Below are 26794 nucleotides of genomic sequence, written 5' to 3' on the forward strand. Positions count from 1 at the left end.
AAGTTGAAACGCGGACCAGGCACGCGGGTTTTGCAACGCCCTGCCCGCGTTCCCCGGTAAGGGCGCGGGCACAGAGTTCCAGATCACCCAAAGCGACCTCGCGCCTTTTCAACTTTGAACTTTAAACTTTCAGCTCGACCCCCGTGTTGTGACGCGCTATCCCTGCTCCCGAAACTGCGAGGGGGGCATGCCGGTCCATTGCTGGAAGCGGCGCTGGAAGGAGCGGGTATCGGAAAAGCCCAGGCGCTGACTGATCTCGGCCACGGTCATGTCGGTGATGGTCAGATAATCCTGGGCCAGTTGCTGGCGGGTGTCATCCAGCAGTTGTTGCCAGGAGAGTCCCTGTTCCGCCATGCGCCGGTCCAGGGTGCGCAGGCTGATGCCGAGCCGATCGGCCACAGTCTTCCGGCGGGGCAGACCACTGAGCATCAGGTCCCGCGCCAGCCAGCGCAGTTGGCTGCCCAGATCCTGTTGTTTTTGCACTTCTTCCAGTTGCTGTCGGGCTGCCGCTTCCGCCTGCACCAATCGCTGGTCGTTGAACACATTGATCGGCAGGTCCAGCGTGTGGGCATCCAGCTCCACCTGGTTGCTGGCGGCGCTGAAGGTGACCGGGCACAGGAAGATGCCTTCCAGAATCGCCTTTTCCTCATCGTTGACCGGTGCGTGTTCCAGTTGCACCCGGCAGGCGGTCAGGTTGGGCTGCCCGGTGATAAAGCGAACCATGCTGGTGCCCAGCAGCATCAGGTTGGTCATCAGGTGGCGGCGCAACACGGGTTGCTGGGTGACCATGGAAGCGGTGAGCACCAGGTTGCCGTTGTCGCGGTTTTCCAGATGAAAGCCGCCGGAGTTGCCACCGATCAGGGCCTGATATTTGGTGGTGAAGGTGAGGGCTTCGCGCAGGCTGGCGGCACTGAACGCCAGTTTGGTCATGGTGTTGAAAATGGCCGGCATCATTTGCTGGCCAATATGCAGCCCCAGCAGTTCATCCTGACTGCTGAGCAGCAATTCCTGCAGGAAGGCTTCCGCCTGCCAGGTGGCCACCCGGGCCATGGGCTGCAGCGAGGTGGCTGCATCCAGCCCGCAACGCTGCAGGATCTCTGCCGCCGGCAGCCCCAGCCGCTCGGCGCCATAATAGAGCTGCGCCAAGCCGATCCCGGAAATAAAATGGTCGCTGTCAGTGGCGGGGCTGTCAGTAATAATGGAATCCAGATTCATGCCATCATTCTGCAACAAAACACGCCGCCGGGAATAGAGATCGAATTCCGTTCGACGGAAATCGGTCCCTTTCGAAGCGAAAAGCAGGAAAATTACAGCTACGAGCTACGAGCTACGAGCTACGAGCTACGAGCTATGAGCTACGAGCTACGAGTTCAGTTCGGGGTATCCTGAAACGAAAGAGGCCGCGCCCAAACGCCTGGTCGCGGCCTCTGTCCGCGCAGTGTGGCAAGACGCCACCCCGCGCAGCTATTAACTATTCACTGTTAACTATTAACTGCCTTATTCCGTGTCCTCAATGCTCAATCCCCGCGTCGCCACGTCCAGACTGGAGGCATCGGTTTCGTTGCCGAGCTTGATCATCAGGCGCAGGTCGTTGGGGGAATCCGCGTGGAGCATGGCATCTTCGTAGGTGATCTCGCCGGCGCTGTAGAGATCATAGAGTGCCTGGTCAAAGGTCTGCATGCCCTGTTCGCGAGATTTGCTCATCAGTTCCTTGAGCATGTGCACTTCGCCCTTGCGGATATGATCCTGTACCAGCGGGGTGCCGAGGAGGACCTCAATGGCGGCGCGGCGACCCTTGCCGTCCGGGGTGGGGATCAATTGCTGGGCGACGATGCCCTTCATGTTCAGGGACAGATCCATCCACAGCTGGTCGTGCATGTCCGCCGGGAAGAAGTGGATGATCCGGTCCAGGGCCTGGTTTGCGTTGTTGGCGTGCAGGGTGGCCAGGCACAGGTGACCGGTTTCGGCGAAGGCGATGGCCTTGTCCATGGTTTCGCGGGTCCGGATCTCACCGATCAGGATCACGTCCGGGGCCTGACGCAGGGTGTTCTTCAGTGCCACATCAAAGCTGTCGGTATCGATGCCCACTTCGCGCTGGGTAACGATACAACCCTGGTGCTGGTGGATGAATTCGATGGGATCCTCGATGGTGATGATGTGACCCTTCGAGTTCTTGTTACGGTGGCCGATCATGGACGCCAGCGAGGTGGATTTACCCGTACCGGTGGCGCCCACGAAGATCACCAGGCCCCGCTTGGTCATGGCCAGTTCCTTGATCACCGGCGGCAGGCGCAGCTCGTCCACGTTGGGGATCTTGGTTTCGATGCGACGCAGCACCATGGCCACCAGGTTGCGCTGGTAGAAGGCGGACACCCGGAAACGGCCGATGCCGCGGGCGGAAATGGCGAAGTTGCACTCGTGCTTATCGACAAATTCCTTGCGCTGCTTTTCGGTCATCACCCCGAACACGATATCCCGGGTCATATCCGGAGTCAGTGCGTTCTTGGTCACCGGCAGGATCTTGCCGTGAATCTTCATGCTGGGGGGAACGCCTGCGGTAATAAACAGGTCAGACCCGCCCTTCTGCACCATTATCTTGAGTAGCTCTTCAAATTCCATGTTACGTGCCTGCATGCCCGGGCAGCATCCCGGTGCGGTTATTGTTCATTTTTTGCCAGATCAGATGGAATCCGGGGCCTTGGCCTTTTCCCGTGCTACATCGCGGGCCACCAGGCCTCGCTGCACCAGCCCTTGCAGACACTGATCCAGGGTCTGCATGCCCAGCTGACCCCCGGTCTGGATGGCCGAGTACATCTGCGCCACCTTGTCCTCGCGGATCAGGTTACGGATCGCCGGGGTGCCAATCATGATTTCGTGGGCGGCGCAGCGGCCACCGCCGTTCTTCTTCATCAGGGTCTGGGAGATAACCGCCTGCAGGGATTCCGACAGCATGGAACGGACCATGGATTTTTCTTCCGCCGGGAATACGTCCACCACCCGGTCAATGGTCTTGGCCGCGGAGGTGGTGTGCAGGGTGCCGAACACCAGGTGACCGGTTTCCGCTGCGGTCAGGGCCAGGCGAATGGTTTCCAGATCCCGCATCTCACCCACCAGGATGATGTCTGGATCTTCCCGCAGTGCCGAACGCAGGGCTTCTGAGAAGCCCAGGGTGTCACGGTGCACTTCCCGCTGGTTCACCAGGCACTTCTTGGATTCGTGTACGAATTCGATGGGATCCTCAATGGTGAGGATGTGCTCGTAACGGGTGTTGTTGATGTAGTCGAGCATGGCCGCCAGGGTGGTGGATTTACCGGAACCGGTGGGGCCGGTGACCAGTACGATGCCACGGGGGAAATCGGACACCTTCTGGAAGACCTTGCCCATGCCCAGGTCTTCCATGGTCAGTACCTTGGACGGAATGGTCCGGAATACCGCACCGGCACCCCGGTTATGGTTAAAGGCGTTGACCCGGAAACGGGCCACCCCCGGTACCTCGAAGGAGAAATCGGTTTCGAAGAACTCTTCGAAGTCCTTGCGCTGCTTGTCATTCATGATGTCGTAGATCAGCGCGTGAACTTCCTTGTGCTCCATGGCTGGCAGGTTGATGCGGCGAACATCGCCGTCCACCCGGATCATGGGGGGCAGGCCTGCGGAGAGGTGGAGGTCAGACGCGCCGTTTTTGGCGCTGAAAGCGAGCAGCTCGGTAATATCCATGGTGTCTTCTGGTGTTGTTATGCGTTGTGGCAAAGGGTACGGCGGGCACCCCTTTCCGTTATTATGTGTGCGGACCGCGGGCGAGCCCGTGGCCTCAGAAAATCGTACTAATCGCCCTAAAGTAACCCGACCTTTTCAGGCGTTCAAGGAACTGCAGTACGAATTCGTCTCCGGTAGGAAAGCCCTGCCGGACGGCCATCCAGACAGATCAGCAGGTAGAGCCCCCATGTCAGACACCCCCCGCCCCCTGAAGACCCTCCGTCAGGAGATCGCCGCAGCCTGCCAGCAGGCCGGCCGCGATGCGGATGCCGTGACCCTGCTGGCGGTGAGCAAGACCCGCACCGCCAGTGAGCTGGCTGCCCTGGCGGATCAGGGCCAGCGGGATTTTGGCGAGAACTACCTGCAGGAAGCGCTGGACAAAATGGATGACCTGGCAGACCGGGATCTGGTCTGGCATTTCATCGGCCCGATCCAGTCCAACAAGACCCGCGACATCGCGGCCCGCTTTGACTGGGTGCATTCGGTGGATCGCCTCAAGGTGGCTCGCCGTCTCAGTGAGCAGCGCCCGGCCGGACGGCCGCCCCTGAATGTGTGTATTCAGGTGAATGTGGATGACGAGGACAGCAAGAGCGGGGTGCCGTTGGCAGAGGTGGCCGCGCTGGCCGAAGCGGTGGCGGCCCTGCCCAACCTGACCCTGCGCGGCCTGATGGCCATTCCCCGGGCGGACAGTGATGACCATAACCGTGCCGCTTTCCGACAGCTCGCCATGACACTGTCACAATTGCGCAATACAATGCCCGGCCTCGACACGCTCTCCATGGGCATGAGTGCGGATTACGGGGTCGCCATTGAAGAAGGGGCCACCGTGATACGGCTGGGAACGGCCCTGTTTGGCCCCCGCCCAACCCGCTAGCCCGGCGTGTCGCTTGCGCGACAACCAAAGGACAATGCAGTTATGGCACAGCAACTGATCGGATTTATCGGTGCCGGCAACATGGCGACCAGCCTGGCCGGTGGCATGGTGGCGAAAGGGATTCGCCCGGCCCGCATCTGGATGAGCGACCCGTCCCAGGATCGCCTTGATGAGGTGTCACAGCTGCATCGGGTGCACGTTTCCACGGACAACCGTGATGTGCTCAGCCGTGTGGATGTGCTGGTGCTGTCCGTTAAGCCACAGATGATGCAGCAGGTGTGTGAAGACCTGCGTGACCTGATCGCTGATCGCCAACCGCTGGTGATCTCCATTGCGGCAGGTATCACGGTGGCCAACCTGAAGGCCTGGCTGGGTGAGACTCCGGTGGTGCGCTGCATGCCTAACACGCCGTCACTGGTACAGGCCGGCGCCACCGGCCTGTACGCCGCCCCGGGAGTGAGCGATGAGCAGAAGGCCATGGCCAAAGAAATCCTGGGCTCTGTGGGCCTGACGTTCTGGTTCGATGAAGAGAAGGAACTGGACGCGGTTACTGCGGTATCCGGCTCCGGTCCGGCCTACTTCTTCCTGCTGATGGAATCCCTGATCGAAGCGGCCAAGGCCCAGGGCCTGGACGCGGCGACAGCCCGTCAGATGGTGCTGCAGACTGCCTGGGGTGCGGCCCAGCTGGCGATCACCAGTGAGGCGGGCCCGGATGTGCTGCGCCAGCAGGTCACCAGCCCCGGCGGCACCACCGCCGCTGCCCTCAACGTGTTCGAGGAAGCCGGCTTCCGCGAACAGGTGCAGGCCGCCGTCGCCGCGGCACGGGAGCGCTCGGAAGAGCTGGCCGGATAAAGGCGAGTTGAAAGTTTAAAGTTGAAAGTTCAAAAGCGCGGGCAGGCGCGCGAGGGTTTCGGGCGTTTGAGTCCGCGCCGTTACCGGTAATCGCGGGCAGGGTCCTGCAGACATGATAACCCGGCCTGCGTTTCAACTTTGAACTTTTCACTTTCAACTGTTCTCCACCCTTTGAAATTTGCCCCCCTTGCCCCAAACTCTTCCCCTGTTGCGACCAACGGAGTGATCCATGAACCCCCAGGGTGCCCTGATTTACCTGCTCGATTTTGCCTTCAGTGCGTACATCTTTATCGTGCTGACCCGGTTTGTGCTGCAGTTGGCGCGGGCGGATTTCTATAACCCGATTTCCCAGTTCGTGCTCAAGGCCACCAACCCGCTGCTCAAGCCCATACGGCGTATTGTCCCGGGTTACGGGGGGCTGGATGTGGCGTCGCTGGTGCTGGTGGTGATCCTGATCATTACCAAGGCGCTGGTGATTGTGGGTATTCAGGTGGGCGGCTTCCCGTCGGGTATCGGTGGGCAGCTGGTGCTCTACACTCTGCGCGAGCTGGCCAGCGTACTGCTCAACTATGTGTTCTGGGCGGTCTTTATCCGGGTGATACTCAGCTGGGTGGCACCGGATCCCTACAGCCCGGTGGTACGGATCATTGTGCAGATCACGGAGCCGATCATGGCACCGGTGCGCAAGATGTTGCCTCCCATGGGGGGCTTTGATCTGAGTCCGCTGTTCGTTCTGTTGGGTATCCAGCTGCTCAAGATCCTGTTTCAGCTGCACTGATAACCCTGGACGCCGCCGGCAGGCGGCGTCGTTGCATTGTTGGCCGGCGGGTATTACCTCCAAATGGTGGTAGCCAGCCGACCAGCGTTATGCATATCCTGTGCGCCTTGCATTTTCCCTCTGGCCACCAGCCAGTAAAGTGGTTGATCAAACAATGGATTGAAAGGACCGCACAGTGGATGATCTGCGGGATTTCAGCGTGACCTCCATGCGCACGCTGCACCAATTATCGTTACTCGACCAGGCCGATCTGCCCGGCCTTTTTCAGACGTACCTGAGCCGTGGCTGTGAGCTCTTGGGGCTCTCCGTTGGGATTGTCAGCCAGATCGACGATGGCCAATATCGTGTCTCGGCGGTGATCGGCGGCGGTGACGCCATTGGTCGCGGTGATGTCTTCCCTCTGGGGGAAACCTACTGCCAGGCAGTGGTCACCAAGCGTGGCACGGTGGCGCTGCATCATGTGGGCGCGCTGGAAGAGATGCGCAGCCACCCGGTGTACCAGGGCATGCAGCTGGAATCCTATATCGGCACGCCCCTGCGGGTGGCGGGCGAGGTGGTCGGGACCCTCAACTTCAGCGATACCGGTATTCGCCCGGAACCGTTCACCATGGAAGAGCTGGAGTTCATCGAGTTGATGGCCCAGAGTCTCAGCCACGCCCTGGAGCAAGATGGGCTGCGCAGCAGTCAGGCGCAGCACCTTGCGGATCGTGAAGCCACTGAACTCCTGTTTGAAGCCGCGTTCCAGCATGCGGCCATTCCCATGGCCATTGTGGCACCGGATGGGCATTGGCTTCGGGTCAATGATGCGGTCTGCAACCTGCTCGGCTACTCCAGCCGGGAACTGCTGGACATGGACTTCCAGAGCATCACCCACCCGGATGACCTGCATAAGGATCTGGCGCACGTACAGTCTCTTTTGTGCGGGGAGAAGAGCCAGTACTGGATGCAGAAGCGCTACTTTCACAGTAACGGTGAACTGGTGTGGGCGTTGCTGGCGGTGTCCATCGTCCGCAACGCCGATGGCTCGCCGCGCTGTTTCCTTTCCCAGATCAAGGATATCTCGCCCCAGCGCGAAGCCGAGTCTGCCCTGCAGGCCAAGCGCGAAGAACTGGAGCAGATCAACCAGGAACTGGCCCAGCTGGCGCGCACCGACAACCTTACCGGCCTGCGTAACCGGGCGGTGATGATGGAAGTCATGCGCCAGGCCCATGTCAGCTGTGGCCGCAGCCGCGAGCCGCTGGCCTGCCTGCTGATGGAGGTGGACGGATTCCGCCAGTTCAACGAAACCCATGGCCACAGCGAAGGGGATGTCCTGCTCAAGGCGGTGGCGGATTGTCTGGAGGTGACGGTCGGGGAGGGCGGTATCGTTGGCCGTTATGGCGCGGATGTGTTCATGGTCATTCTGCCGGAACGGGGCCTCAATGCCGCCCTGCAAACCGCCGATCTGTGCCGTCAGGCGGTGGCGGAGATGACCACAGTCGCGCAACCTTTACATCTGAGTGTAGGGGTGGCGGTGTTGCTGCCTGAAGAGGGCGTGGCCCTGCCGGATACCGACGACCTGTTACGCACCGCCGACCAGGCCCTTTATGCAGCCCGGGATACCGGTGGCGACGGGGTGCGGGCGGTCAGGGTGGAAAGCCTGTCAGTGACGGCATGAAACAAGGTCGTGCATAGCGCAGGATTTAACTACGCCTTCCCTTTTTCACGCTTGCCTTGTCAGGCGCCGAACGCCTGATGCCCCCTTCATCTCTCCCCGAGCTGCCCCCCCCCCCCCTATTCAGGGGGGTCACGTCCCATCAGGCGCCGCGTAGCATGTGACTCACTTCTCATCTGGGGAAGTAGGTCATGGCAATGGAATGGTTGGTCTCAGACCTGACCGGCAAGGATGCCTATCCAGCTACCGCCACAGCGTCGCTTCCTTTCCGCTTTCTCCGGATGAAAATCGTCCACTACGTCGGGCTGAACGACGACTCCGTCATTCGTGACCGTCGCCATGCAGGGCAATGGGGGGACGGGTCTGTGAGTGATTCAGGGGTACCTTGAGTCGACAGCCGAAAACGCTGGGCCAGTAACAACCAAATTACATCCACGGGGAAAGCACATGAAAAAGATGTCAGGGAACAAGACGATTTCTGCGATGGCCTTGGCCACCTTGGTGACAGGTTGTGCCACCACCGGCAGTGAAGCGCCGAGCTACGATGCCAATGGCAGTGCGGCCAGCCAGGCGGACAGTTTCATCGCAGCAGAAAACGAAAAATATATGGCGGGTGTGGACAAGGTGGGTGTTCTGTCCTGCAATGTCATGTTTGGAGTGAACAGTGCAGCGTCGGCGTCCACCAGTGGCGGTTTCCGTTCTGATGCCATGCGTGCAACAGGGACCACCCGCCGTTCTGATGTGAAGGTATCGGTCACCTATGCCGCCAAGGGCGTTGATGAAGCAGAAATGCAGCGCATTGCCAACCAGGCTTGCGATAACGCTGAGCAGAAACTGTCGGATGCGGGTTTCCAGGTGGTGCCACATGCCACTATCAAGGCGAACCCGCATTACCAGGCAATGCATGCAGAAGGCCGTGAAAGCCCCTTTGAATACAAGGGTAGTGCGGGGACCCGCTATCTGGTGATGGGTCGCGAAGGAGAAACCATTTCCGATCCTCGATACATCGGCACGGCCAGTGGATTTGGGCAGGCCTTCAAGGCTGCAGGGGGAAGTTCAGCCCAACAGCATGAGGGGCGCCTGATCAAGGATCTGGGCCTGACAGGGGTCAACGTCAATATCCTGATTGATTTTGCCCAGCTGGAATCCGATGGACACAGCAGTTTTGGCGGCTTTGCCAGTAAGGATTCCGCGAAAGTCGATGCCACTATTCAGTTGGCGGCGAGTGGTGATCTGCGTTTCCAGCCGCTTTCAGCGCAAAAATGCTGGAGCCGTTTCGGCAAGGAAGAGTGCATGATCAAGCCCAACCACATGCCGGTTTTCAGCACGACCAATGCTGTTGCCACAGCCAACACTTTCTACAGCAGCATTGAGGATGTGACTACCACAACCGACAAGCTGACCTCCGGCATCACCAAGGGGTTGGGACTGCTGAGTGCCATGAGTGGGACGTCCAGTTCCACGGCCAGAGATATTACCCGCTATCAGGTTAACCTGATTCCTGCTTCCTATGATGCAGAGAGCAGCGAGTTGGCAAGCGGGTTACTGGAGATGGCCGCCAGCAAGGCAGCCTCATCACGCTAGGCTGAACCAAAAAAACGGGCCGTATAACGGCCCGTTTTTTTTGGGGTTTATCCCGGGTTCCGGGAAAACCTCACACCTTTTCTTTTCGTAGGGGCGTGGGTTATTCGTTCAGCAAACTGAACTTCCCACCCCATTGGCAGAGCCGGTTTTACCACAGAGATCGCAGAGATCACTGAGTAAAAATAATGGGCGTCCTCCGTGGTCTCACCGATTATCCCTGTGGGAGCTTGCTTGCAAGCGAAGGGAGGTTGATCGAGTGCGGGAAAGGCTTCGTTTGCAAGCAAACCATTCGCTTCGCTCATCCTTCGGGCCGCACTCCGTGCGTTAGTCCGCTACGCGAGGTTCTCACATCGAGATCAAAACAACCTTCCCCTAATCCATTTCCCACTAACCCGCGATGAACCTTGTTTGCCAGCAACGCCTTGCCCGCCATTTGTTCTCTATCGGGAAACGGGAACAGACAGCATTACTTGCCAGTGTTCATCCACAATACCGAATTCGAAATCGCCCCCGATCTTGTCCGCTCGGGATTGCATGATATTCAGCCCCCGTTGTGCCCCAGGTGTCGCAGACGTATCAAGGCCGTTGTTGGTGATGATGATGTCCAGTTTGTCATCGCCGCCATGCAGGGTCACTGAAAGCAGAGGTGTATCGGAATGCTTGAGGGCATTGCTCACTGCTTCACGAATAATGCGCGTGGTTTCGCTGAACTGCAGGGCTTGCAACGTGGCAGGCCCGATGTGCTCATTCCATTGCAGGGTAACGTCATGATCCCTGCAGCGACGCGCGGTTTCCTCGCGCCATTGTGAGGCTGCGGCATCCAGTGACAGGGAATGCCCTTCCATGGCCTTGAGAAGATCTCGCAGATCCACGATGGCTTCACGCACAAGCGGTTTGCTGTCCGCAGGAGATTTATGCAGCAGGTGTAACAGCTTGGCGCCCAGATCATCGTGCATATCCCGGCGAATGCGCTTGCGTTCCTCGCTGGCGCCTTCTTCCCTGGCCGTGCGGGTCTGCTCGACCAGCGCGTGTAGGGCCAGTACCAGCTTGCCGGTATCCACGTCGTGTCGGCTAAATACCCGTTGCCCACCATGGGGGTGCAGTAATTCGAAATGATGCGGCTGTCCGGTATCTGGCACCAGTAAACGGTTGCCGTTGTCCTCAATGCTGACGTTTTGCACTGGGCCATCTGCGCGCTTGAAGGATAATGGCGAGAACACCGCTTGCAGCGCGGCGGCAATCCCGGACTGTTCCGGAGTGTCTTTTTGCGCCTGCAACATGGCAGGCAGCGCCTGGGATAGCCAACTGTCCAGCCCCTGGCGTTGATTGCGGATCAATCTGCCCCACAGATATTGCCGCACCGGGAAATACAGCCAGCCAATCAGGGCCACAGAAAGGGCAAGCGTGGCGGGACCGGAAAGGGTGAGCAGGGTGGCCAGCAGCAGGTCGGTGAGCATGATGACCAGACCGCCCAGTAGCCAGGACCAGAGAGAAAACCACCAGGGTTCCAGATTGAATAACCGATGGCGCACGACCCCCATGGCCATGCCCACATACATCAGCAGGAAGGTAGTGAACAGCAGCCCCTGGGACGCCGGGGTTGGCAGTGTCAGCATGGCAGGAAGAATCATGCCGCCGGCAAAGAATGCGGTACCCAGAATGATGGACAGCACAGTCCAGCGCAGCGCGATACGATCCTGCCGTTGCCCCCGGGTTTTCCAACCCTGCCAGAGGGCCCCTGCCAGCCCGAGCAGGAAAATTCCCATCACCCATGAGTGAAAACCGGCGGCGGGGGTGGCCACCAGTTGAGCCTGATCGACCACAATGGCGACGGCAAACAACAGAAAGAACATGCCGGTGAACCAGACCGAAGGAGCCTGGCGCGGATAGTTCCAAAGGAAAGCGCCCAGTGACGCGGAGAACAGCAAGGCTCCGAAATGATTGATACCGGAGAGCAGTGCAAAAAGTTGTCCTGGCAGGAACAGTTCACGGGTGCTGTAGATGGCGGCGGCAGAGGAGAACAGTACGTAGCTGAGCCCGGTGAGGGCAAAGGAGTGGATGGCAATGTCGCTGCGTGCCGGCACCCACACCAGCAGACAGATCACCATGCCTGACAAACCGCAAATCAGCTGAAGCCAGAAAAGGCCGGGCAATGACACCAGAGAACGTGACGATGATGAAATCGCCACGGCGTTGCCGTCGTTATCCAGCAGCAACAAACTCCCTGCCGTGAGGGCGCTTTCCAGAAACTGGTGGGCGCTGAAGAAATCATTCAGGGCCGCGTAATCGGGTAGTACATCCGGTTCTTCCAGCAACAGCTTCGGGTCGGCTGTAATGCGTTGCTGGCCGTTGCTGAACTGTGCCACCGAAAGCATTCGGCCATCCCCAAGGGTGGCGACAATGGCATCTTTATCGGCCCGGAACTGGATATCGCTAACCGGCAGGGACAGTGCGGCGATGATGGTCATCAGCCCATAAGCGGCCACCAGCAGAAAGCCGATGGCAATCCGGGTCTTGAGTGAAAGCATGAAGTTCCCTTGTCTGATGTGGTGCCCTTGCCCCCTTGTTTTGGGGGTTGATCCCATGGGCCGCTACTCATTATAACTGTCTGCAATAGCTGACGACTCAGCGTCAGCCACTTTTGTATCGCCATTATAAGGCGTGCCTGAAACTATAATCGGGTTTTAGTGAAAGACCCAGTCTTGCCACATGGAGTAAGCATGCTGTCAGTCAAACAGGTGTTGATCGTGGAAGACCTTCCTGATGTGGCTGACTGGTTGCACCAGCAGGTGGTGAGCATACTTGATCCAGATCAGGTGAGCCGTGCCACCAATCTTGCCGATGCGGTCCGCTGCATGGAGCAGCAGCGATATGACCTGGCGCTGATCGATCTGGGGCTGCCCGATGGCAGCGGCATGTCCCTGGTGCGCCCATTCAAGGAAGCCAATCCCACTGCGCAATGCATCATTACCACCATTTTTGATGATGCCGAGCATCTGTTCGGCTCACTGCGTGCCGGTGCCGATGGTTACTTGCTCAAGGATGATACCGAAGAGGCCTTTGCCGGCCATCTCTCCGGTATCCTGCAAGGGCGACCTCCGCTGTCGGCTTCCATTGCCCGACGCTTGCTCGAACACTTCCACCCGTTTGCCGGTGAAGAGGAAGTCGCCCTGACGCGTCGGGAGCGGGACATGCTGACCCTGATTGCCAAAGGGCTGAGCGTAAAACATGCCGCAGAAAAGCTGGGTATTTCCCACTACACCGCAGCAGGCTACATGAAGGATGTGTATGCCAAGCTTCAGGTGAATACCCGGGCCGAGGCCACCCTCAAAGCCATTCACATGGGATTGGTCAATCCGTCCTGATGGGACTGTCCATGGCGACGATTTTAATCGTCATCCACTGATCAAACCCCGCTCGCTGCTCCAGTGGGTAGCGAGCTTTCCCCTTTTTCTGGTTCATCGCGGACTAGCGGCATAGTGCTGCTTGTGTGGGAAGTTCCGCAAGCTGAATTTCCCGCCAGAGACCGATCTCACCCAGGGCGAAGTAAAATGCTGGAAGCGCTCTGCCACCGAGCGCAGCGAATAACCGATGCACCTGCGGAAAGGGGGGCTTTGCCGTAAACCCGCGTTGAACTTTTTTCGTACCGCTTCCCTGGTTAATAGCACAGCGTTTTCTTGCGCTACCCCCATGTTTGGGGGGTGATGCGATTGTTCCTGCACTCCTATGCTGACGGTATTCATCTCAATCAGGCAGCGTGGGGAAGGGTATGCAGCCAATCAAAGGGAAGTGGATTGTTGGGGCCGGACTGTTGGGAGTGATCCTGACGGTGGCTGGCTGTGGCGGTGGTGGCAGTAGCAGTAACGGTGGTGCTGTGGATAGCGGTGGACCGGCTGCGCCGGCATCCTCCAGCTTGACCGGAACCGCTGCGGTGGGGGCGGCGATTCAGACCGGTACAGTTACCGCAGAATGTGCCGATGGCAGTGGTTTTACTTCCACCGTGACCACCAATGCCGATGGCACCTGGAGTGGTGATGTCGGCAATGCAGCCCTTCCCTGTGTGCTTACCGTGACCGGGGGCACGCCGGCTGTCACGCTGCGTAGCTATGCCAGCCAGCCGGGGACAATCAACATCACCCCGATTACCGACATGGTGCTGGCGCTTACCACCGGCCTGGCAGACGGTAGCTGGATTGCCACACCGGCCAACTGGCCAGATGCCAGCACCATAGCCAGCAAGAAAACCGAGCTGCTCACCGCCATGACCAATGCCGGTTTTGTGCTGCCTGGAGGTGATCCGTTCAGCACCGCACTGGTGATTGGCGATGCCTGGGATCAGGTGCTGGATGCGATCCAGGAGGCCATTGATGATGACCCGTCCATCGCCGATTACAGCGCCCTGCTGAACCTGGTGAAAGACGGCAACCTGAACCAGTTCCCGGACGCGCCAGAAGACGAAGAACCGGTTGACCCGGAATTACCCGCGAACCTCAACGTACTCACGAATTACGCCGGTACTTACACGGTGATCGGTAACGGCGAGGGTGACCCGGGTTACTGCGCGAGTTGTGGAAGTGGCACCCGTAATCATGCCCGTGGCACCGTTATCATTTCGGCACAGGGTGATATCGATTTTGACACCGACATCGGTTTTACCGTTGCCGACATTGTTGAAATTTATGACCGCACCAATGTGGCCACCGACCGTCGTGTCGCAGTGAATTATGGCCAGTCTGATAGCGACGAGCGCGTACGGGTTTATCTCAATGCGGATGGGGACGTTATGGAAATCATCCATGATGATGGCCAGGGTACCACCACCCGTGCCTTGATTCAGGAAGACAGTTCGGACCCTGAACCCGAACCCGGTGCAGAGCTATTGGGTATGCGCAATGGGGTAGCGGTAGTGTATGGCGGCAATGTTTGGGCTGTGGAACAGCCGTTTATCGAGTCCTTCATGGCCACTACGGCTAAGCGGCAGATTCGGGCTAATAACTTTGGCAACGACTACAACATTATCGACACAACGCCGTTCAATGGAGATGATCTGGCCTGGGTGCAGGTAAATGTCGCCCATGGCGCGCTGGGTACGCAGTTGTGTCTAGACGGCGCAGGGGTATCAATGCTGACCGTCGACAATAGCGTCAGCCCACCCGTGCAGAAAACCTGGACGGCCACGGCCTGTGAACTGGATGTGGACTATCACTTCAGTAATGGGGCCACCGATGGCCGCATCATCAGCGCCACGCTAAGCAACGACAAGGATGATGAACAAATCACCCTGAGCGGTGGCCAGTTCCGGATCTATATCCACACCGGTACTGAAGGCGAAGCGCCGGCCCTGGCGGACGAGATTCGTTGGGACATGACGATCGATAGTGGTACCCGTGAGATGCGCTCCGGACATTTCCTGGGTGGCCGGCCCTTGCTGGATGGCTCACATCCGGATCATGCGCTGAAATTCGAACTGCAGGCCGGCAGCAACAACAACCCCGCGGCAGGCGAATACAGCTGCGACGATGGTGACACCGAAGTGACCCTGAAGATGGGCTGGATCACCGTTAGCGATCCGCTGTTCAAGTTTCAGAGTGCCAACGGGGGTAATTGCACCGTTACCATCGAGCAAAATGCCGGGCGCAAGTATATCGGTTCGTACACCGCCACCCTGATGGGGCCCAGCAACGGAGGCGGTGCTGCCTTTGGCTCCGGCCTGGGGACAGGCGATATCGAGCTGCCGGAAGCGGAGCGGACCCTGGTTGTGCACGGCAAGTTCCGCAACTTCACCACCCAGACCTTCCATGCCGATAATAACGGTGACGATGGTGCACTGGGCAGTGAGGCGCAGGGCATCAGCATGACCATCGATGAGGGCAGCACCCATTTTGTGGCCGGTGAACGGTTCCTGCTGGCATCGGAGGTCTCTTCCAACGGCAGCAACGGCTACTTCTTCCGCCTGTTTGATGATCTGGAATCCCCGAATAACCAGATGCGGATGGTGTGGTCCAATATTCCCATGCAGGTCGGCAGCTTTACCTGCAACACGGATGTGGGTGGCCTGAAACCGACCATGACAATCTCCACCCCGGCCAACATCCCCTACGGTGCCACCTACACCCAGTCAGGCACACAGAACCTGACTGAAGGGGCGTCCTGCACCATCAACGTGACCAGTGTGAGCGATGGCAAAGTGGAAGGCACCTATATCGCCACGCTGGTGGCGAGGGATATGGGGCCCGTGTTGCCGGGCAATGATAATGCGATATCGTTGTCAGGTGATTTCCGCTATCCCTACACCCCCTGAAACAGGAAAGTAAGGACTAAAAAACACCGGGCAGTCATGCTGCCCGGTGTTTTTTTCAACGGGGTTCGGTGCGAATTGTTTTGACTACCACAGACAGGGCGTCTTGCCCTGTTTCTCCTGGGATTCCATCCAGCTGAGGATGCGCCCGCCCAATGGGCGCTGGGTGGCTTGCTGCGCCAGGGCCACGGCGGCGCGCAGTTTTTCCACATCGATGCCGGTGTTCAGGCCGGCACTCTCCAGCAGGTAGACCAGATCTTCCGTGGCCATGTTGCCGGTGGCGCCGGGGGCGAACGGGCAGCCGCCCAGCCCGCCAATGGAGGCATCGAAACGGCGCACGCCCAGATCCGCCGCGGCCCAGGCCATGGCAGCGGCCAGCCCGCGGGTGTCGTGCAGGTGCACGTAGAATTTCTCCGCGCCGAACTCGCGAATCAGCGGTGCCATGATGTCCTTCATCTGCTGCGGGTTGCCAGCGCCGATGGTGTCGGCGATGGCCACCTCATCCGAGCCCGCGGCAAACATGCGCTCGCTGAGCTGCTGCGGCAGGGTTACCGGTACCGGCCCGTCGTAGGGGCAGGCAAAGGCCCCGGAGATATAGGTGCGAGTGGCAATGCCATCGGCCCTGGCCGCCGCGATGATGGCTTCGCAGCTCTGCGCCGCCTGTTCCAGGCTCATGCGCAGATTGCGCTCATTGAAGGAATCCGTGGTGGAGAGCACCAGCGCCACGGTGGGGTAGCCCGCTTCTTTGGCCAGCTGGTAGCCCTTCAGGTTGGGCACCAGGGCCGTGTAGTGTAGAGGGAAGTGCAGGTCCTCCCCTTGCGGCAGCAACCGGGTGAGGGCAGCGGCATCGGCCATCTGGGGAATGGCCTTGGGGCTGACAAAGCTCACCGGCTCCAGATAACGCATCCCGGCCTCTACCAACAGTTGTGCAAGCCGTGCCTTGGTCTCGGTGTCCACCGTTACTGGCTGGTTCTGCAGTCCGTCGCGCAGCCCCACTTCGTTGATGATGGCCTGGTCACTCATACCTTTGTCCTACCCGTTAACAGGCCGGTAAGTGTGCCATTGTGCGCAGGCTTGCGCGAGTGGCCAGAACTGACAGGTTCTTGGTGGTTTCGGATTTCAAACCGGGGGCCTCCTGTGGCAACAATGGCACCATACCGACAATAACCAGGAGCGACCTCGACCATGAGCAGCCCGACCTCCCTTGCCATGCTCAAGCACGTGCACCATGGCGCCTACCGCTGCCGCGACGCGGAACAGACCCGCTGGTTTTATGAAGATGTACTGGGCCTGCCGCTCACCCTGGCCATGGAATTCGACGAAGAACCCGGCACCGGCCGCAAGGTGGACTACATGCACCTGTTCTTCCAGATGGGTGACGACAACTTCATCGCCTTCTTCGATGCCCCGGACAGTGCCGATGAAATGCAGTTCCGGCCTCGTCATGCCTTTGATCTGCATCTGGCGTTTGAAGTGGACACCATGGAGCAACTGAAGGAATGGCGCCGGCGTATCAACAAGGCGGGTCGTCCCTGTTTCGGGCCGGTGGATCACGACTTCATCCATTCCATCTACTTTGTCGACCCCAACGGTATCCCGCTGGAAATCACCGTGCGTGATCCCAGTTACGACAAGGTAGTCGAGGCCGATGCCGCCAAGGCCCACGATGCGCTCAAGGCCTGGACCGAAAAGACCCGCGCCCAGAAGGAAGTGCTGTTTGGTGCGGCCCTGGACATGCGTGGTATCGACACCAGCAAGACCGATTTCTCCAAGGTGAAGGCGGCCATGGAACAGCAACAGCAAAAACAACAGGAACAACAACAGCAAGAAGAGCACAAGGACGCCTGAACATGAGCAAGCTGTACGATCGCACCCCCCACCTGATCGCCTTCACTGAGGAGTCCAAGTTCAAGGACACCTATGCCGGCCCCATGGATCTGGTCACCCTGGAAGCCCACTTGCTGACGCCCAAATCCGGACCGGGAAAGACCGTAGTAGTGTTCATGCACCCGGTGGGCGGCGGCGCCTATCTGCCCATGGTGTCGGCGCTGGCCAAGGCGGGCTTGTCCGTCATCTACTGCAACAGCCGCTACCGCGGCGCCGACAGTGCCTTGCTCATGGAGAAGGTGGTGGCGGATCTGGGAGCCTGCGTGCGCTATGCCAAGGAAAAGCTGGGCTATGAGAAGGTGGTGCTGGGCGGCTGGTCCGGTGGCGGCTCCCTGAGCCTGATGTATCAGGCGGAAGCAGAGGACCCGCAGATCACCGAGACCCCGGCGGGTGATCCCTATGATCTGGTGGCACAACAGCTGATCCCGGCGGATGGCATCATGTTGCTGGCGGCCCATGTGTCCCGCGCCATCACCATGACCGAATGGCTGGACCCGTCAGTGAAGGACGAGAACCACCCGGAAGACCGGGAGCTGGAATTGGACATTTACCATCCGGACTGCCCCAACCAGCCGCCCTACAGTGACGAGTTTGTGGCCCGCTTCCGACAGGCGCAGATTGACCGCAACCGGCGCATCACCGACTGGGTGAAGAGCAAGCTGGAGGATTTCCGCAAGCAGGGCCTGCACAGCGAGGAATTCGGTTTTGTGGTGCATCGCACCATGTGCGACGTGCGCTGGCTGGATCCGGCCCAGGACCCCAACGAGCGCACCCCCGGCAGCTGTTATCTGGGCGACCCCCGAACCGTCAACAACGGCCCGGTGGCCCTGGCCCGGTTCAATACCCTGCGTGGCTGGCTGAGTCAGTGGAGTTTTGATGATTCCCGCGCCAATGGTCCGGCCTGCGCGGGCCGCATTAGTATTCCTGCACTGGTGATAGGCAACACCGCCGACAACGCCTGCACGCCCAGCCACACCCTGCGATTGTTTGAGGCTTTCAAACCGGGCCAGGCCGAGCGCCGCGAAATCAAGGGCGCCAACCACTATTACTTTGGCCAGCAGGACAAGATGGATGAAGCGGTCAACTGCTGTACGGAGTGGCTGCAGAAACACGATTTGATGTAGCAAAGCTGGACGCCGAATGCCGGTCGCCTGACGAGATTGATAACACCATGTCACAAGCCGTCAGCGATCCTGTCCGACAGTTTTACTGTGTGCTGTCCTGACCGTGCCAGTGCTGCTAACTTTGGCATTCTTCACGAACGAGTAGAGCAATAATGAGCGTGATCCTGTTTTTATTGGCCCTGGTGGTCGCCTATTCGGTGGGCATGACCCTGGTGCTGTATATCTGCTGGTACTATGACCGCAACAACTTCCCTGAGCAGGCCAAGGTGCCCGATGAGCCTCCCATGCGGGTGTGGGCAGCACTGCTTGCGGTGCTCAAGGAAGCGGGGTCGCTGCTGTTGCTGTTCCTGCTCTATCCCCTGCGACTGATACACGATGCCTCGCCGGTACGCACCCGCCACCATGCAGAAACCCCGGTGATCCTGGTGCATGGCTATGGTGGCAACAGCGCCAACTTCCTGCTCATGCAATGGCGCCTGAAATGGCGCGGCTGGTCCAACGTCTATTCAGTGAGCTATACCCCGCCGCACATCAATGCCCGCAAGCTGTCCCAGCAAGTGGTCGATCATGTGGAGCGTATCCTCAATGCCACCGGCGCCGAAAAAGCCCACCTGGTCTGTCATTCCATGGGTGGGCCGCTCACCCGTTATGCGCTGAAGAATCTGGGCCTGGCCGGGAAAGTGGACAAGGTGGTCACCCTGGGCAGCCCTCATTACGGTTCCCGTATTGCGGCACTGTTCCCGCCGGTGGGCGCCGCTGCCCAGCTGCGCCACAACAGCCCGTTCATCCGTGAACTGGCCAACGGGGAAACCTGCCCCGGCGGTGCCCGTTACTTCTCCCTGTTCTCCAACATGGACAACTTCATCCTGCCGTCCTCTTCCGCGGTGTTGCATGGCGCAGAAGAGAATGTGCACATCCCCTACCTGGGCCATGCCTCACTGCTGTACAGCAACCGAGTGCTGGACCAGGTAGAACGCTGCCTGCTCAAGCCGGAGCAGACCAGCGAGTAAGGCTGCTTGCCTTGTAGGAGTCCCTCTCGAGGTGCGAACCTGCGGTGAGAGTGGCACTTGCCTGGCAGGCTAAGGCTGGCCTGCAGTTTCATCGCACCGATAAAGGTGTTTGTCCTCGCCGGACAGGCCCAAAGGGGTGTAACGCGACACCCCTCTGGACTCCCCCGCGCCCCGACTCCGTTCGGCCTGCTCCGCAGGCACACTCCGGTACTCAGGATCTGGCGGACGCAAAAAAGACTCGCTCCGCTCAGACAGGTTTTTTGCTCTACGCCGCCAGATCCTTGCGTTCCTCGACTCACTCTAACGGGGAGTCTCCATTCTGAGATGACGGTGCAATCCGGGCTAAGAACGTCTCAATATTTTGGCCGTAGGAGCTTGCCTGCAAGCGATCCCCACCAGGTCTGGGAGCGAGACCAATGCAGAGCCCCCTGGAAGCATGCAGAGGCATACCGTTTTCTCAGTGAACTCTGTGTCCTCTGTGGTAGAAATTCTCCCTCTCACCCATCAAACCTTGACGACCATCAAGATCGACTCAAGTCGAGTTGCCTTTGCGGCTATTCCGGATCATGGTTGAAGTATCAGCCATCGTTGAAAAAGGAAGCGCGCAATGAGTGAGTATGGAGCTACGGTTGCCTGGCATCTGAAACCGGATACCCCTTTCGACTACGAAACCTTCAACCGAGACCACGAGTGGACCCTGGGCGGCGGGGAAGTGGTACAGGCATCGGCCTCGCCGGACTTCTTCGGCAGCGGCAGCAAGGTCAACCCGGACGAAGCCGTGGTGGCGGCCACTTCCAGCTGCCACATGCTCACGTTCCTTTCCATTGCCGCCAAGCGAGGCCTCAAGGTGCTCAGCTACATCGACCAGCCCTCAGGCACGGTGGAAAAGAACGCGGACGGTCGTATGGCCATCACCCGTATCGTGCTGCGTCCCCGGGTGGTGTTCGACGATGCAGATATGGACGGCCCGGCCCTGGAAAAACTCCACGACAGTGCCCACCGCAACTGTTTTGTGGCCAATTCCCTCAACTCGGACGTGGTGATCGAGCCGGCCTGATGAGCGCACAGGCGGCCCTGGGGGCCGCCCACTGACCTGCCCGGGTATACAAAAGACTGAATGGTCACCCCGGGTTGATGTGAGCCTCACGGCATCCCGCTAGAATGTTGGCCATAATTTGCCGGCACGGACCCGTCCGTGCACGTTAATGACCAACAGGAAGAGCCAGTATGCTTGATCAGAACGAAATCGAACTGTTCCGCGACAACGTCAAGAAATTCCTCGAAAACGAAGTGGCCCCCCACTACGACCAGTGGGAAAAGGACGAGAAATTCCCCCGCGAACTGTGGAACAAGATGGGCGAGAACGGCCTGCTGTGCGTGGACGTGCCGGAAGAATACGGCGGCTTCGGTGCCACCTTCACCCTGTCAGCAGTGATTATCGAAGAAGCCTCACGGGCTGGCTACGGCGCCCTGGCCTCCAACCTGTCCGTGCACTCGGATATCGTCGCCCCCTACATCCTCCACCTGGGCACCGAAGAGCAGAAGCAGACCTGGCTGCCGAAAATGGTCAGTGGTGAAGCCGTGGGCGCCATCGGCATGACCGAGCCGGGCGCCGGTTCCGACCTGCAGGGCATGAAGACCCGTGCCGACAAGGACGGTGAAGGCTACAGCATCAATGGCCAGAAGACCTTCATCACCAACGGCCAACACTGTGATGTGATCGTACTGGCCACCAAGACCGACCCCAACGCCGGGTCCAAAGGCATGACCCTGTTCACCGTGGACTGCACCCTGCCGGGCTTCTCCCGCGGGCGTAACCTGGAAAAAATGGGCCACCACGCCGCCGATACCTCCGAGCTGTTTTTCGAAGACGTGAAAGTGGGCGCTGACCAGATCCTCGGTGGTGAAGGCAAAGGCTTTGCCAACCTGATGAACGAACTGCCCCGCGAACGCCTGATCCTGGCCCTGGGTGCTGTGGCCGCCTGTGAAGGCATGATCGAGCGCACCATTGAATACACCCAGGAGCGCATGGCCTTCGGTCAGCCGATCAGCAAGTTCCAGAACACCCGTTACGTGCTGGCGGATCTGCACGCCCAGACCCAGATCAACAAGGCATTCTGCAGCCAGTGCACCACCGAATACGACAAGGGCGAACTGAGCACCACCAACGCCTCCATCGCCAAGCTCACCACCACCGAGCTGCAGGGCGTGGTTGCCGACAAGTGTCTGCAACTGTTCGGTGGCTACGGCTACATGCAGGAATACCCGATCTCCCGTGACTACGTGGATGCCCGCATCCAGCGCATCTACGGCGGCACCAGCGAGATCATGAAGGAAATTATCTCCCGGGATATCCTGGGCCGGTAACCCCCTCGGGTTGGCGAATAAAGAAACGCGGCTTCGGCCGCGTTTTTTTATGGCTGGGAAAAACAGCGGCGAGCTTTGAGCTGTGAGCTATGAGGAAAATCAAAATCAGAAACCAGCTCCGCTGTGGGAGCCTGCCTGCAGGCGAAACCTGATCACAACAAGGAAACACCAAAACCAAAATCGGCACGGAAGAATAATGCCATATTGATGGCATGTGCCGTGCTCAACAGACCGGGCTTTAATTTTGTAAGAGATGGCTTACAGAAAACGATAACTTATTGATATAGGGTGGAACGGTACGGGGGGAAAAGAGCCTTTTTCGGAACGCTAGTACGGGGACTATGTTGACGCTTCGTGTTTTGTCTGTTGGGATAAATTCTCATCTGCCAGGTATCTTGCTGTTCTAAAAGCAAAAATGATCGCCCCGCCTGAATTGATGAAAATAATTATGTCGAATTGAGTTAAGTCGATTCGTTCGACTGAATACGCTGTTACGTGCACTAGAATAATCATGGAAGTATCTGCAGAAGAAGAAATAAAACAAATTGAAGTCGGAAAACCCCACGTAGTTATTTTGGGAGCTGGTGCAAGCTACGCCGCTTTTCCTAATGGGGATAGAAACGGCCGCAAGCTTCCCCTAATGAATAACTTTGTTGAAACACTAGGCATTGAGAATTTAATAGCTCGAACGGGCTTATCTTTTTCCTCTACCAATTTCGAGGATATATACACCGAGATTCATCAAAAAACCGAACTAAGTGATATCAGAGAAGAGTTAGAAAAAGTAGTCTATGACTATTTTAAAGGGATGGAGCTACCTGATGAGCCAACGATTTACGACCATCTAGTATTGTCACTTCGCAACAAAGACTTCATCGCAACCTTTAATTGGGATCCATTTTTAGTTCAGGCAATTCGCAGGAATGGTCAACGTTTTAAGATGCCGAGAACGTTATTCCTTCACGGAAATGTAGAGGTAGGTTATTGCCAGGACGGTCACATGATGGGTAATAACGGTGGTTACTGCCATCATTGTGGAGAGCCGTTAACATGCACACAATTACTTTATCCTGTAGGAGAGAAAAACTATCACTTAGATGAGTTTATATCCCGCCAATGGGCAACAATGGCGGATCTGTTGAAGCACGCCTTTATGGTAAGCATATTTGGGTACGGTGCTCCAACATCAGACGCTAGTGCAATAGCTCTGTTAAAAGATGCTTGGGGCAGTGTGGATGAGAGGAACATGGAAGAGTTTGAGATCATAGATGTCAGAGACGAAGATGACCTGCGCGAGACATGGTCGCGATTTATACACTCACATCATTATCGAGTAGAAAATAATTTTTACAACTCATGGATAGCAAATCATCCAAGACGTACTGGTGAAGCATATTTAAATCAGTTCTTAAAGGCGCTGTTCATTGAGAATAATCCTCTACCAAAAGATGCGAACTTTGAAGATTTATGGTCTTGGTATGACAGACTGCAGGAGATAGAGGATGCGCACACGTAACAAGTCAATCAACTTCGCGCCTTCGGCGCCGGACACAGCAAAGCTGCGCCGGTTATTGAGGCGTGACTGCCAATGCAAGCACAGGGGGCAGACCTCACATTTCACGGACCTCCATGAGATCCCGGCTTTCACCACTGGAAAGAGTTGTCAGTCGATGATTGTCATGTTGGCGTGAGAAATGTGAGGTCTGCCCCTTGGTTCCTGTGAGCCTTGGGTATTGAATGACCCTCTCTCAGAAGGCAAATGATGTCAGCGATGGCTTCCTGCCTTGAATCAAAGTTCCATGTATGAAGCCATTTTTCCCATCTCATCCTGTGAATGAGCCTGCTATGTATCGACTTCTCCCTTTTCTTGCCTTGGTTTTTTTGCTGTTGTCCGCCGGTTGCACCAATGTGGCCGGGGATCGGGTGCGTAGCCTGACATCTGATGCGGGTAGCTCGGCGCCATTGATGCAGTATGCCGACACCTTTTTTACCGCGGCAGGTTATGACTGCCAGGCGGAGGATAGGGGGGCTGCCTTGCGTTGCGGGCGCGAGCTGCGGGATCTCTTTATTCATCAGACCCGGGCGGTGGTGGAAATCTTTGAGGACAAAGATGCGGATCGGTACCTGCTGGCCTCCACTCGCTGGGATGAGGGGCTGATTCCGGGAGAATTCATTTCCTCCAAGTTTGAGAACCCGGATGTGGCGACCTTCTGTGAATCCCTGGCGGCATCCGGGAAGGGAAGATGTCGGGTTGAAGAGTGACCCTGCCTGCCAGGGGTCAGTGGCCGTGCTGCACAAGGGCCCGTCTGAGCTGTAGAGAGGCGACAGGCGCACTATCGCTTGTGGGGGCAAGACGGGGGCTGCCAAAACCGGGATAATGCCCGCCAGATTCATTCACCCTCCAACCCGGCAGCGCCCCATGGAAATCAAGGTCAATTTTCTCGACAACCTCCGTCTGGAAGCCAAATTCGACGACTTCACGGTGATCTCGGACCAGCCCATTCGCTACAAGGGCGATGGTTCGGCGCCGGGCCCGTTCGATTACTTTCTGGCGTCGTCGGCCATGTGTGCTGCCTATTTCGTGAAGGTGTACTGCAACGCCCGGGATATCCCCACGGACAATATCCGCCTGTCACAGAACAATATTGTCGACCCGGAAAACCGCTATAACCAGATCTTCCGCATCAATGTGGAGTTGCCGGAAGGGCTCTCTGACAAGGACCGCACGGGCATTCTGCGCGCGGTGGACCGCTGCACGGTGAAGAAGGTGGTACAGACCGGGCCGGATTTCCAGATCAATGCGGTGGAGAGTCTGGATGAGGACGCCCAGGCGCTGCTGACGGTGAATCCGGATGACAGCACCCGCACGCTGATCGAGGGCAAGGACCGGCCGCTGGAGGAGACTATCGCCACCATGACCGGGATCCTGGAGGATCTGGGCATGAAGATCGAGGTGTCCTCCTGGCGTAATATCGTGCCTCACGTATGGTCCCTGCATATCCGTGATGCGGCCTCGCCAATGTGTTTCACCAACGGCAAGGGGGCCACCAAGGAAAGCGCCCTGTGTTCGGCCCTGGGCGAGTTCATCGAGCGTCTGAACTGCAATTTCTTCTACAACGATCAGTTCTTCGGGGAAGAGATCGCCAACAGCGAATTCGTCCATTACCCCAATGAAAAATGGTTCAAGCCCGGCCCCAACGATGCGCTGCCGGCGGAAATTCTGGACGAGCATACCCGCGCCATCTATGACCCGGATGGCGAGCTGGGAGCCTCCAACCTGATTGATACCAACTCCGGGCGTGTGGACCGGGGCGTCTGTTCCCTGCCGTTCGTGCGCCGTTCCGATGGGGAGACGGTGTACTTCCCCACTAACCTGATCGAGAACCTGTTCCTCAGTAACGGCATGAGTGCGGGCAACACCCTGGCGGAAGCCGAGGTGCAGTGTCTGTCGGAAATTTTCGAGCGGGCGGTGAAGAAGTACATCATCGAACAGGAGATCGTGCTGCCGGATGTGCCAGAGGCGGTGCTGGCCCGTTATCCGGAGATCGTGGAAGGTATCAAGGCGCTGGAGGCCCAGGGCTTCCCGGTGCTGGTGAAGGATGCTTCCCTGGGCGGGGAGTTTCCGGTGATGTGTGTGACCCTGATGAATCCGCGCACGGGTGGGGTGTTCGCCTCTTTCGGCGCCCACCCCAGCTTCCATGTGGCCCTGGAGCGCAGCCTTACCGAGCTGCTACAGGGGCGCAGTTTCGAAGGCCTGAACGATGTGCCGCCGCCCACCTTCAACAGCATGGAAGTGTCCGAACCCAACAACTTTGTGGAGCACTTTATCGATTCCACCGGGGTGATTTCCTGGCGTTTCTTTAGTGCGGCAGCGGACATTGAATTTGTTGACTGGGATTTTTCGGGTACCACTGAAGAAGAGGCAGAAACCCTGTTCGGTATTCTCGAGGAGCAGGAAAAGGAAGTGTACGTGGCCGTGCACGACCAGCTCGGCGCACCGGCTTGCCGTATCCTGGTGCCGGACTTCTCCGAGGTATACCCGGTGGAAGATCTGGTGTGGGACAACACCAACATGGCGCTGGACTATCGGGAGGATATCCTCAACCTGCACCAGCTGGACGACGAGCAACTTGCTTCGCTGGTGGAGCGTCTGGAAGACAGCCAGATCGACAACTACACCGACATCATCACCCTGATCGGTATCGAGTTCGATGAGAACACGGTGTGGGGCCAGCTTACCGTGCTGGAGTTGAAGTTGTTGATCTATCTGGCCCTTGGGCGCCTTGAAGAGGCGGCGGAAAAGGTGGACATGTTCCTGCAGTTCAACGACAACACCGTGGAGCGCGGTTTGTTCTACCGGGCCATGAACGCGGTGCTGGAAATCGCCCTGGACGAAGAGCTGGAACTGGACGATTTCCTCTACAACTTCAAGCGCATGTTTGGTGAAGAGACCATGGCACAGGTGGTCGGCGCGGTGGAAGGCAGCGTGCGCTTCCCGGGGCTGACTCCCACCAACATGCAGCTGGACGGCCTGGACAAGCATCAGCGCCTGATCGACAGCTACAAGAAACTGCACGCGGCGCGGGCGCGCCTGGCCGGTCTTTAAACCCCAG

General features: G+C 58.3%; 20 protein-coding genes. 15 read left to right on the top strand and 5 right to left on the bottom strand.

Features of this window, described 5'->3' with window-relative positions; all coding sequences use genetic code 11:
* Positions 1–156: 156 nt before the first annotated feature.
* The 3 genes from HF945_RS16185 to HF945_RS16195 form a co-directional block, all read right to left on the bottom strand.
* Positions 157–1215, bottom strand: a complete 1059-nt coding sequence (locus HF945_RS16185; RefSeq protein WP_290523591.1) for an AraC family transcriptional regulator — start codon at positions 1213–1215, stop codon at positions 157–159.
* Between the two features lie 282 nt (positions 1216–1497).
* Positions 1498–2619 (bottom strand): PilT/PilU family type 4a pilus ATPase, encoded by a 1122-nt coding sequence (locus tag HF945_RS16190; RefSeq protein ID WP_290525436.1) that lies wholly within the window; start codon positions 2617–2619, stop codon positions 1498–1500.
* A 60-nt stretch (positions 2620–2679) separates the two neighbouring features.
* Positions 2680–3714, bottom strand: a complete 1035-nt coding sequence (locus HF945_RS16195; protein ID WP_290523592.1) for a type IV pilus twitching motility protein PilT — start codon at positions 3712–3714, stop codon at positions 2680–2682.
* 226 nt (positions 3715–3940) lie between these two features.
* Between HF945_RS16195 and HF945_RS16200 the strand changes: the two genes are divergently transcribed.
* The 5 genes from HF945_RS16200 (at position 3941) to HF945_RS16220 (ending at position 9495) form a co-directional block, all read left to right on the top strand.
* Positions 3941–4627: a YggS family pyridoxal phosphate-dependent enzyme gene (locus tag HF945_RS16200; protein WP_290523593.1), complete on the top strand. Its 687-nt coding sequence runs from the start codon at positions 3941–3943 to the stop codon at positions 4625–4627.
* A gap of 42 nt (positions 4628–4669) precedes the next feature.
* Entirely contained in the window at positions 4670–5479 is an 810-nt protein-coding gene (gene proC, locus HF945_RS16205; RefSeq protein WP_290523594.1) for a pyrroline-5-carboxylate reductase, read from the top strand.
* Positions 5480–5708: 229 nt separating this feature from the next.
* The gene (locus HF945_RS16210) at positions 5709–6257 is read left to right on the top strand and encodes a YggT family protein (protein WP_290523595.1); all 549 of its coding nucleotides are present in this window, start codon (positions 5709–5711) and stop codon (positions 6255–6257) included.
* Between the two features lie 175 nt (positions 6258–6432).
* On the top strand, positions 6433–7914 hold the full coding sequence (locus HF945_RS16215) for a diguanylate cyclase (protein ID WP_290523596.1): 1482 nt from the start codon (positions 6433–6435) through the stop codon (positions 7912–7914).
* A 444-nt stretch (positions 7915–8358) separates the two neighbouring features.
* A complete protein-coding gene (locus tag HF945_RS16220; protein WP_290523597.1) occupies positions 8359–9495 on the top strand; it encodes a hypothetical protein in 1137 nt (378 codons plus the stop codon).
* Between the two features lie 440 nt (positions 9496–9935).
* Here the strand turns inward: HF945_RS16220 and HF945_RS16225 are convergent, their stop codons facing one another.
* Entirely contained in the window at positions 9936–12023 is a 2088-nt protein-coding gene (locus HF945_RS16225; protein ID WP_290523598.1) for a sensor histidine kinase, read from the bottom strand.
* Positions 12024–12215: 192 nt separating this feature from the next.
* Here HF945_RS16225 and HF945_RS16230 point away from each other — a divergent pair, with 192 nt between their 5' ends.
* Both HF945_RS16230 and HF945_RS16235 read left to right on the top strand, forming a co-directional pair.
* A complete protein-coding gene (locus tag HF945_RS16230) occupies positions 12216–12860 on the top strand; it encodes a response regulator transcription factor (RefSeq protein WP_290523599.1) in 645 nt (214 codons plus the stop codon).
* A gap of 404 nt (positions 12861–13264) precedes the next feature.
* Positions 13265–15796, top strand: coding sequence for a hypothetical protein (locus HF945_RS16235; RefSeq protein ID WP_290523600.1), 2532 nt, complete (start codon positions 13265–13267; stop codon positions 15794–15796).
* A gap of 84 nt (positions 15797–15880) precedes the next feature.
* Here HF945_RS16235 and HF945_RS16240 read toward each other — a convergent pair whose 3' ends face one another.
* Complete coding sequence (locus HF945_RS16240) at positions 15881–16816, bottom strand: hydroxymethylglutaryl-CoA lyase (RefSeq protein WP_290523601.1); 936 nt, start codon at positions 16814–16816, stop codon at positions 15881–15883.
* A 162-nt stretch (positions 16817–16978) separates the two neighbouring features.
* Here HF945_RS16240 and HF945_RS16245 point away from each other — a divergent pair, with 162 nt between their 5' ends.
* From HF945_RS16245 to HF945_RS16280, 8 genes are all read left to right on the top strand, one after another.
* On the top strand, positions 16979–17641 hold the full coding sequence (locus tag HF945_RS16245) for a VOC family protein (protein ID WP_290523602.1): 663 nt from the start codon (positions 16979–16981) through the stop codon (positions 17639–17641).
* Between the two features lie 2 nt (positions 17642–17643).
* On the top strand, positions 17644–18804 hold the full coding sequence (locus HF945_RS16250) for an alpha/beta fold hydrolase (protein ID WP_290523603.1): 1161 nt from the start codon (positions 17644–17646) through the stop codon (positions 18802–18804).
* Positions 18805–18956: 152 nt separating this feature from the next.
* Complete coding sequence (locus tag HF945_RS16255) at positions 18957–19814, top strand: alpha/beta fold hydrolase (protein WP_290523604.1); 858 nt, start codon at positions 18957–18959, stop codon at positions 19812–19814.
* A gap of 607 nt (positions 19815–20421) precedes the next feature.
* On the top strand, positions 20422–20871 hold the full coding sequence (locus HF945_RS16260; protein ID WP_290523605.1) for an OsmC family protein: 450 nt from the start codon (positions 20422–20424) through the stop codon (positions 20869–20871).
* 170 nt (positions 20872–21041) lie between these two features.
* Complete coding sequence (locus HF945_RS16265) at positions 21042–22181, top strand: acyl-CoA dehydrogenase family protein (protein WP_290523606.1); 1140 nt, start codon at positions 21042–21044, stop codon at positions 22179–22181.
* A 511-nt stretch (positions 22182–22692) separates the two neighbouring features.
* Positions 22693–23697, top strand: coding sequence for a hypothetical protein (locus HF945_RS16270; protein WP_290523607.1), 1005 nt, complete (start codon positions 22693–22695; stop codon positions 23695–23697).
* 329 nt (positions 23698–24026) lie between these two features.
* Positions 24027–24443, top strand: a complete 417-nt coding sequence (locus HF945_RS16275; RefSeq protein ID WP_290523608.1) for a hypothetical protein — start codon at positions 24027–24029, stop codon at positions 24441–24443.
* A gap of 157 nt (positions 24444–24600) precedes the next feature.
* Positions 24601–26787, top strand: coding sequence for an OsmC domain/YcaO domain-containing protein (locus HF945_RS16280; protein WP_290523609.1), 2187 nt, complete (start codon positions 24601–24603; stop codon positions 26785–26787).
* Positions 26788–26794: the final 7 nt, after the last annotated feature.

The organism is Alcanivorax sp., from assembly GCF_017794965.1.
Classification (GTDB): Bacteria; Pseudomonadota; Gammaproteobacteria; order Pseudomonadales; family Alcanivoracaceae; genus Alcanivorax.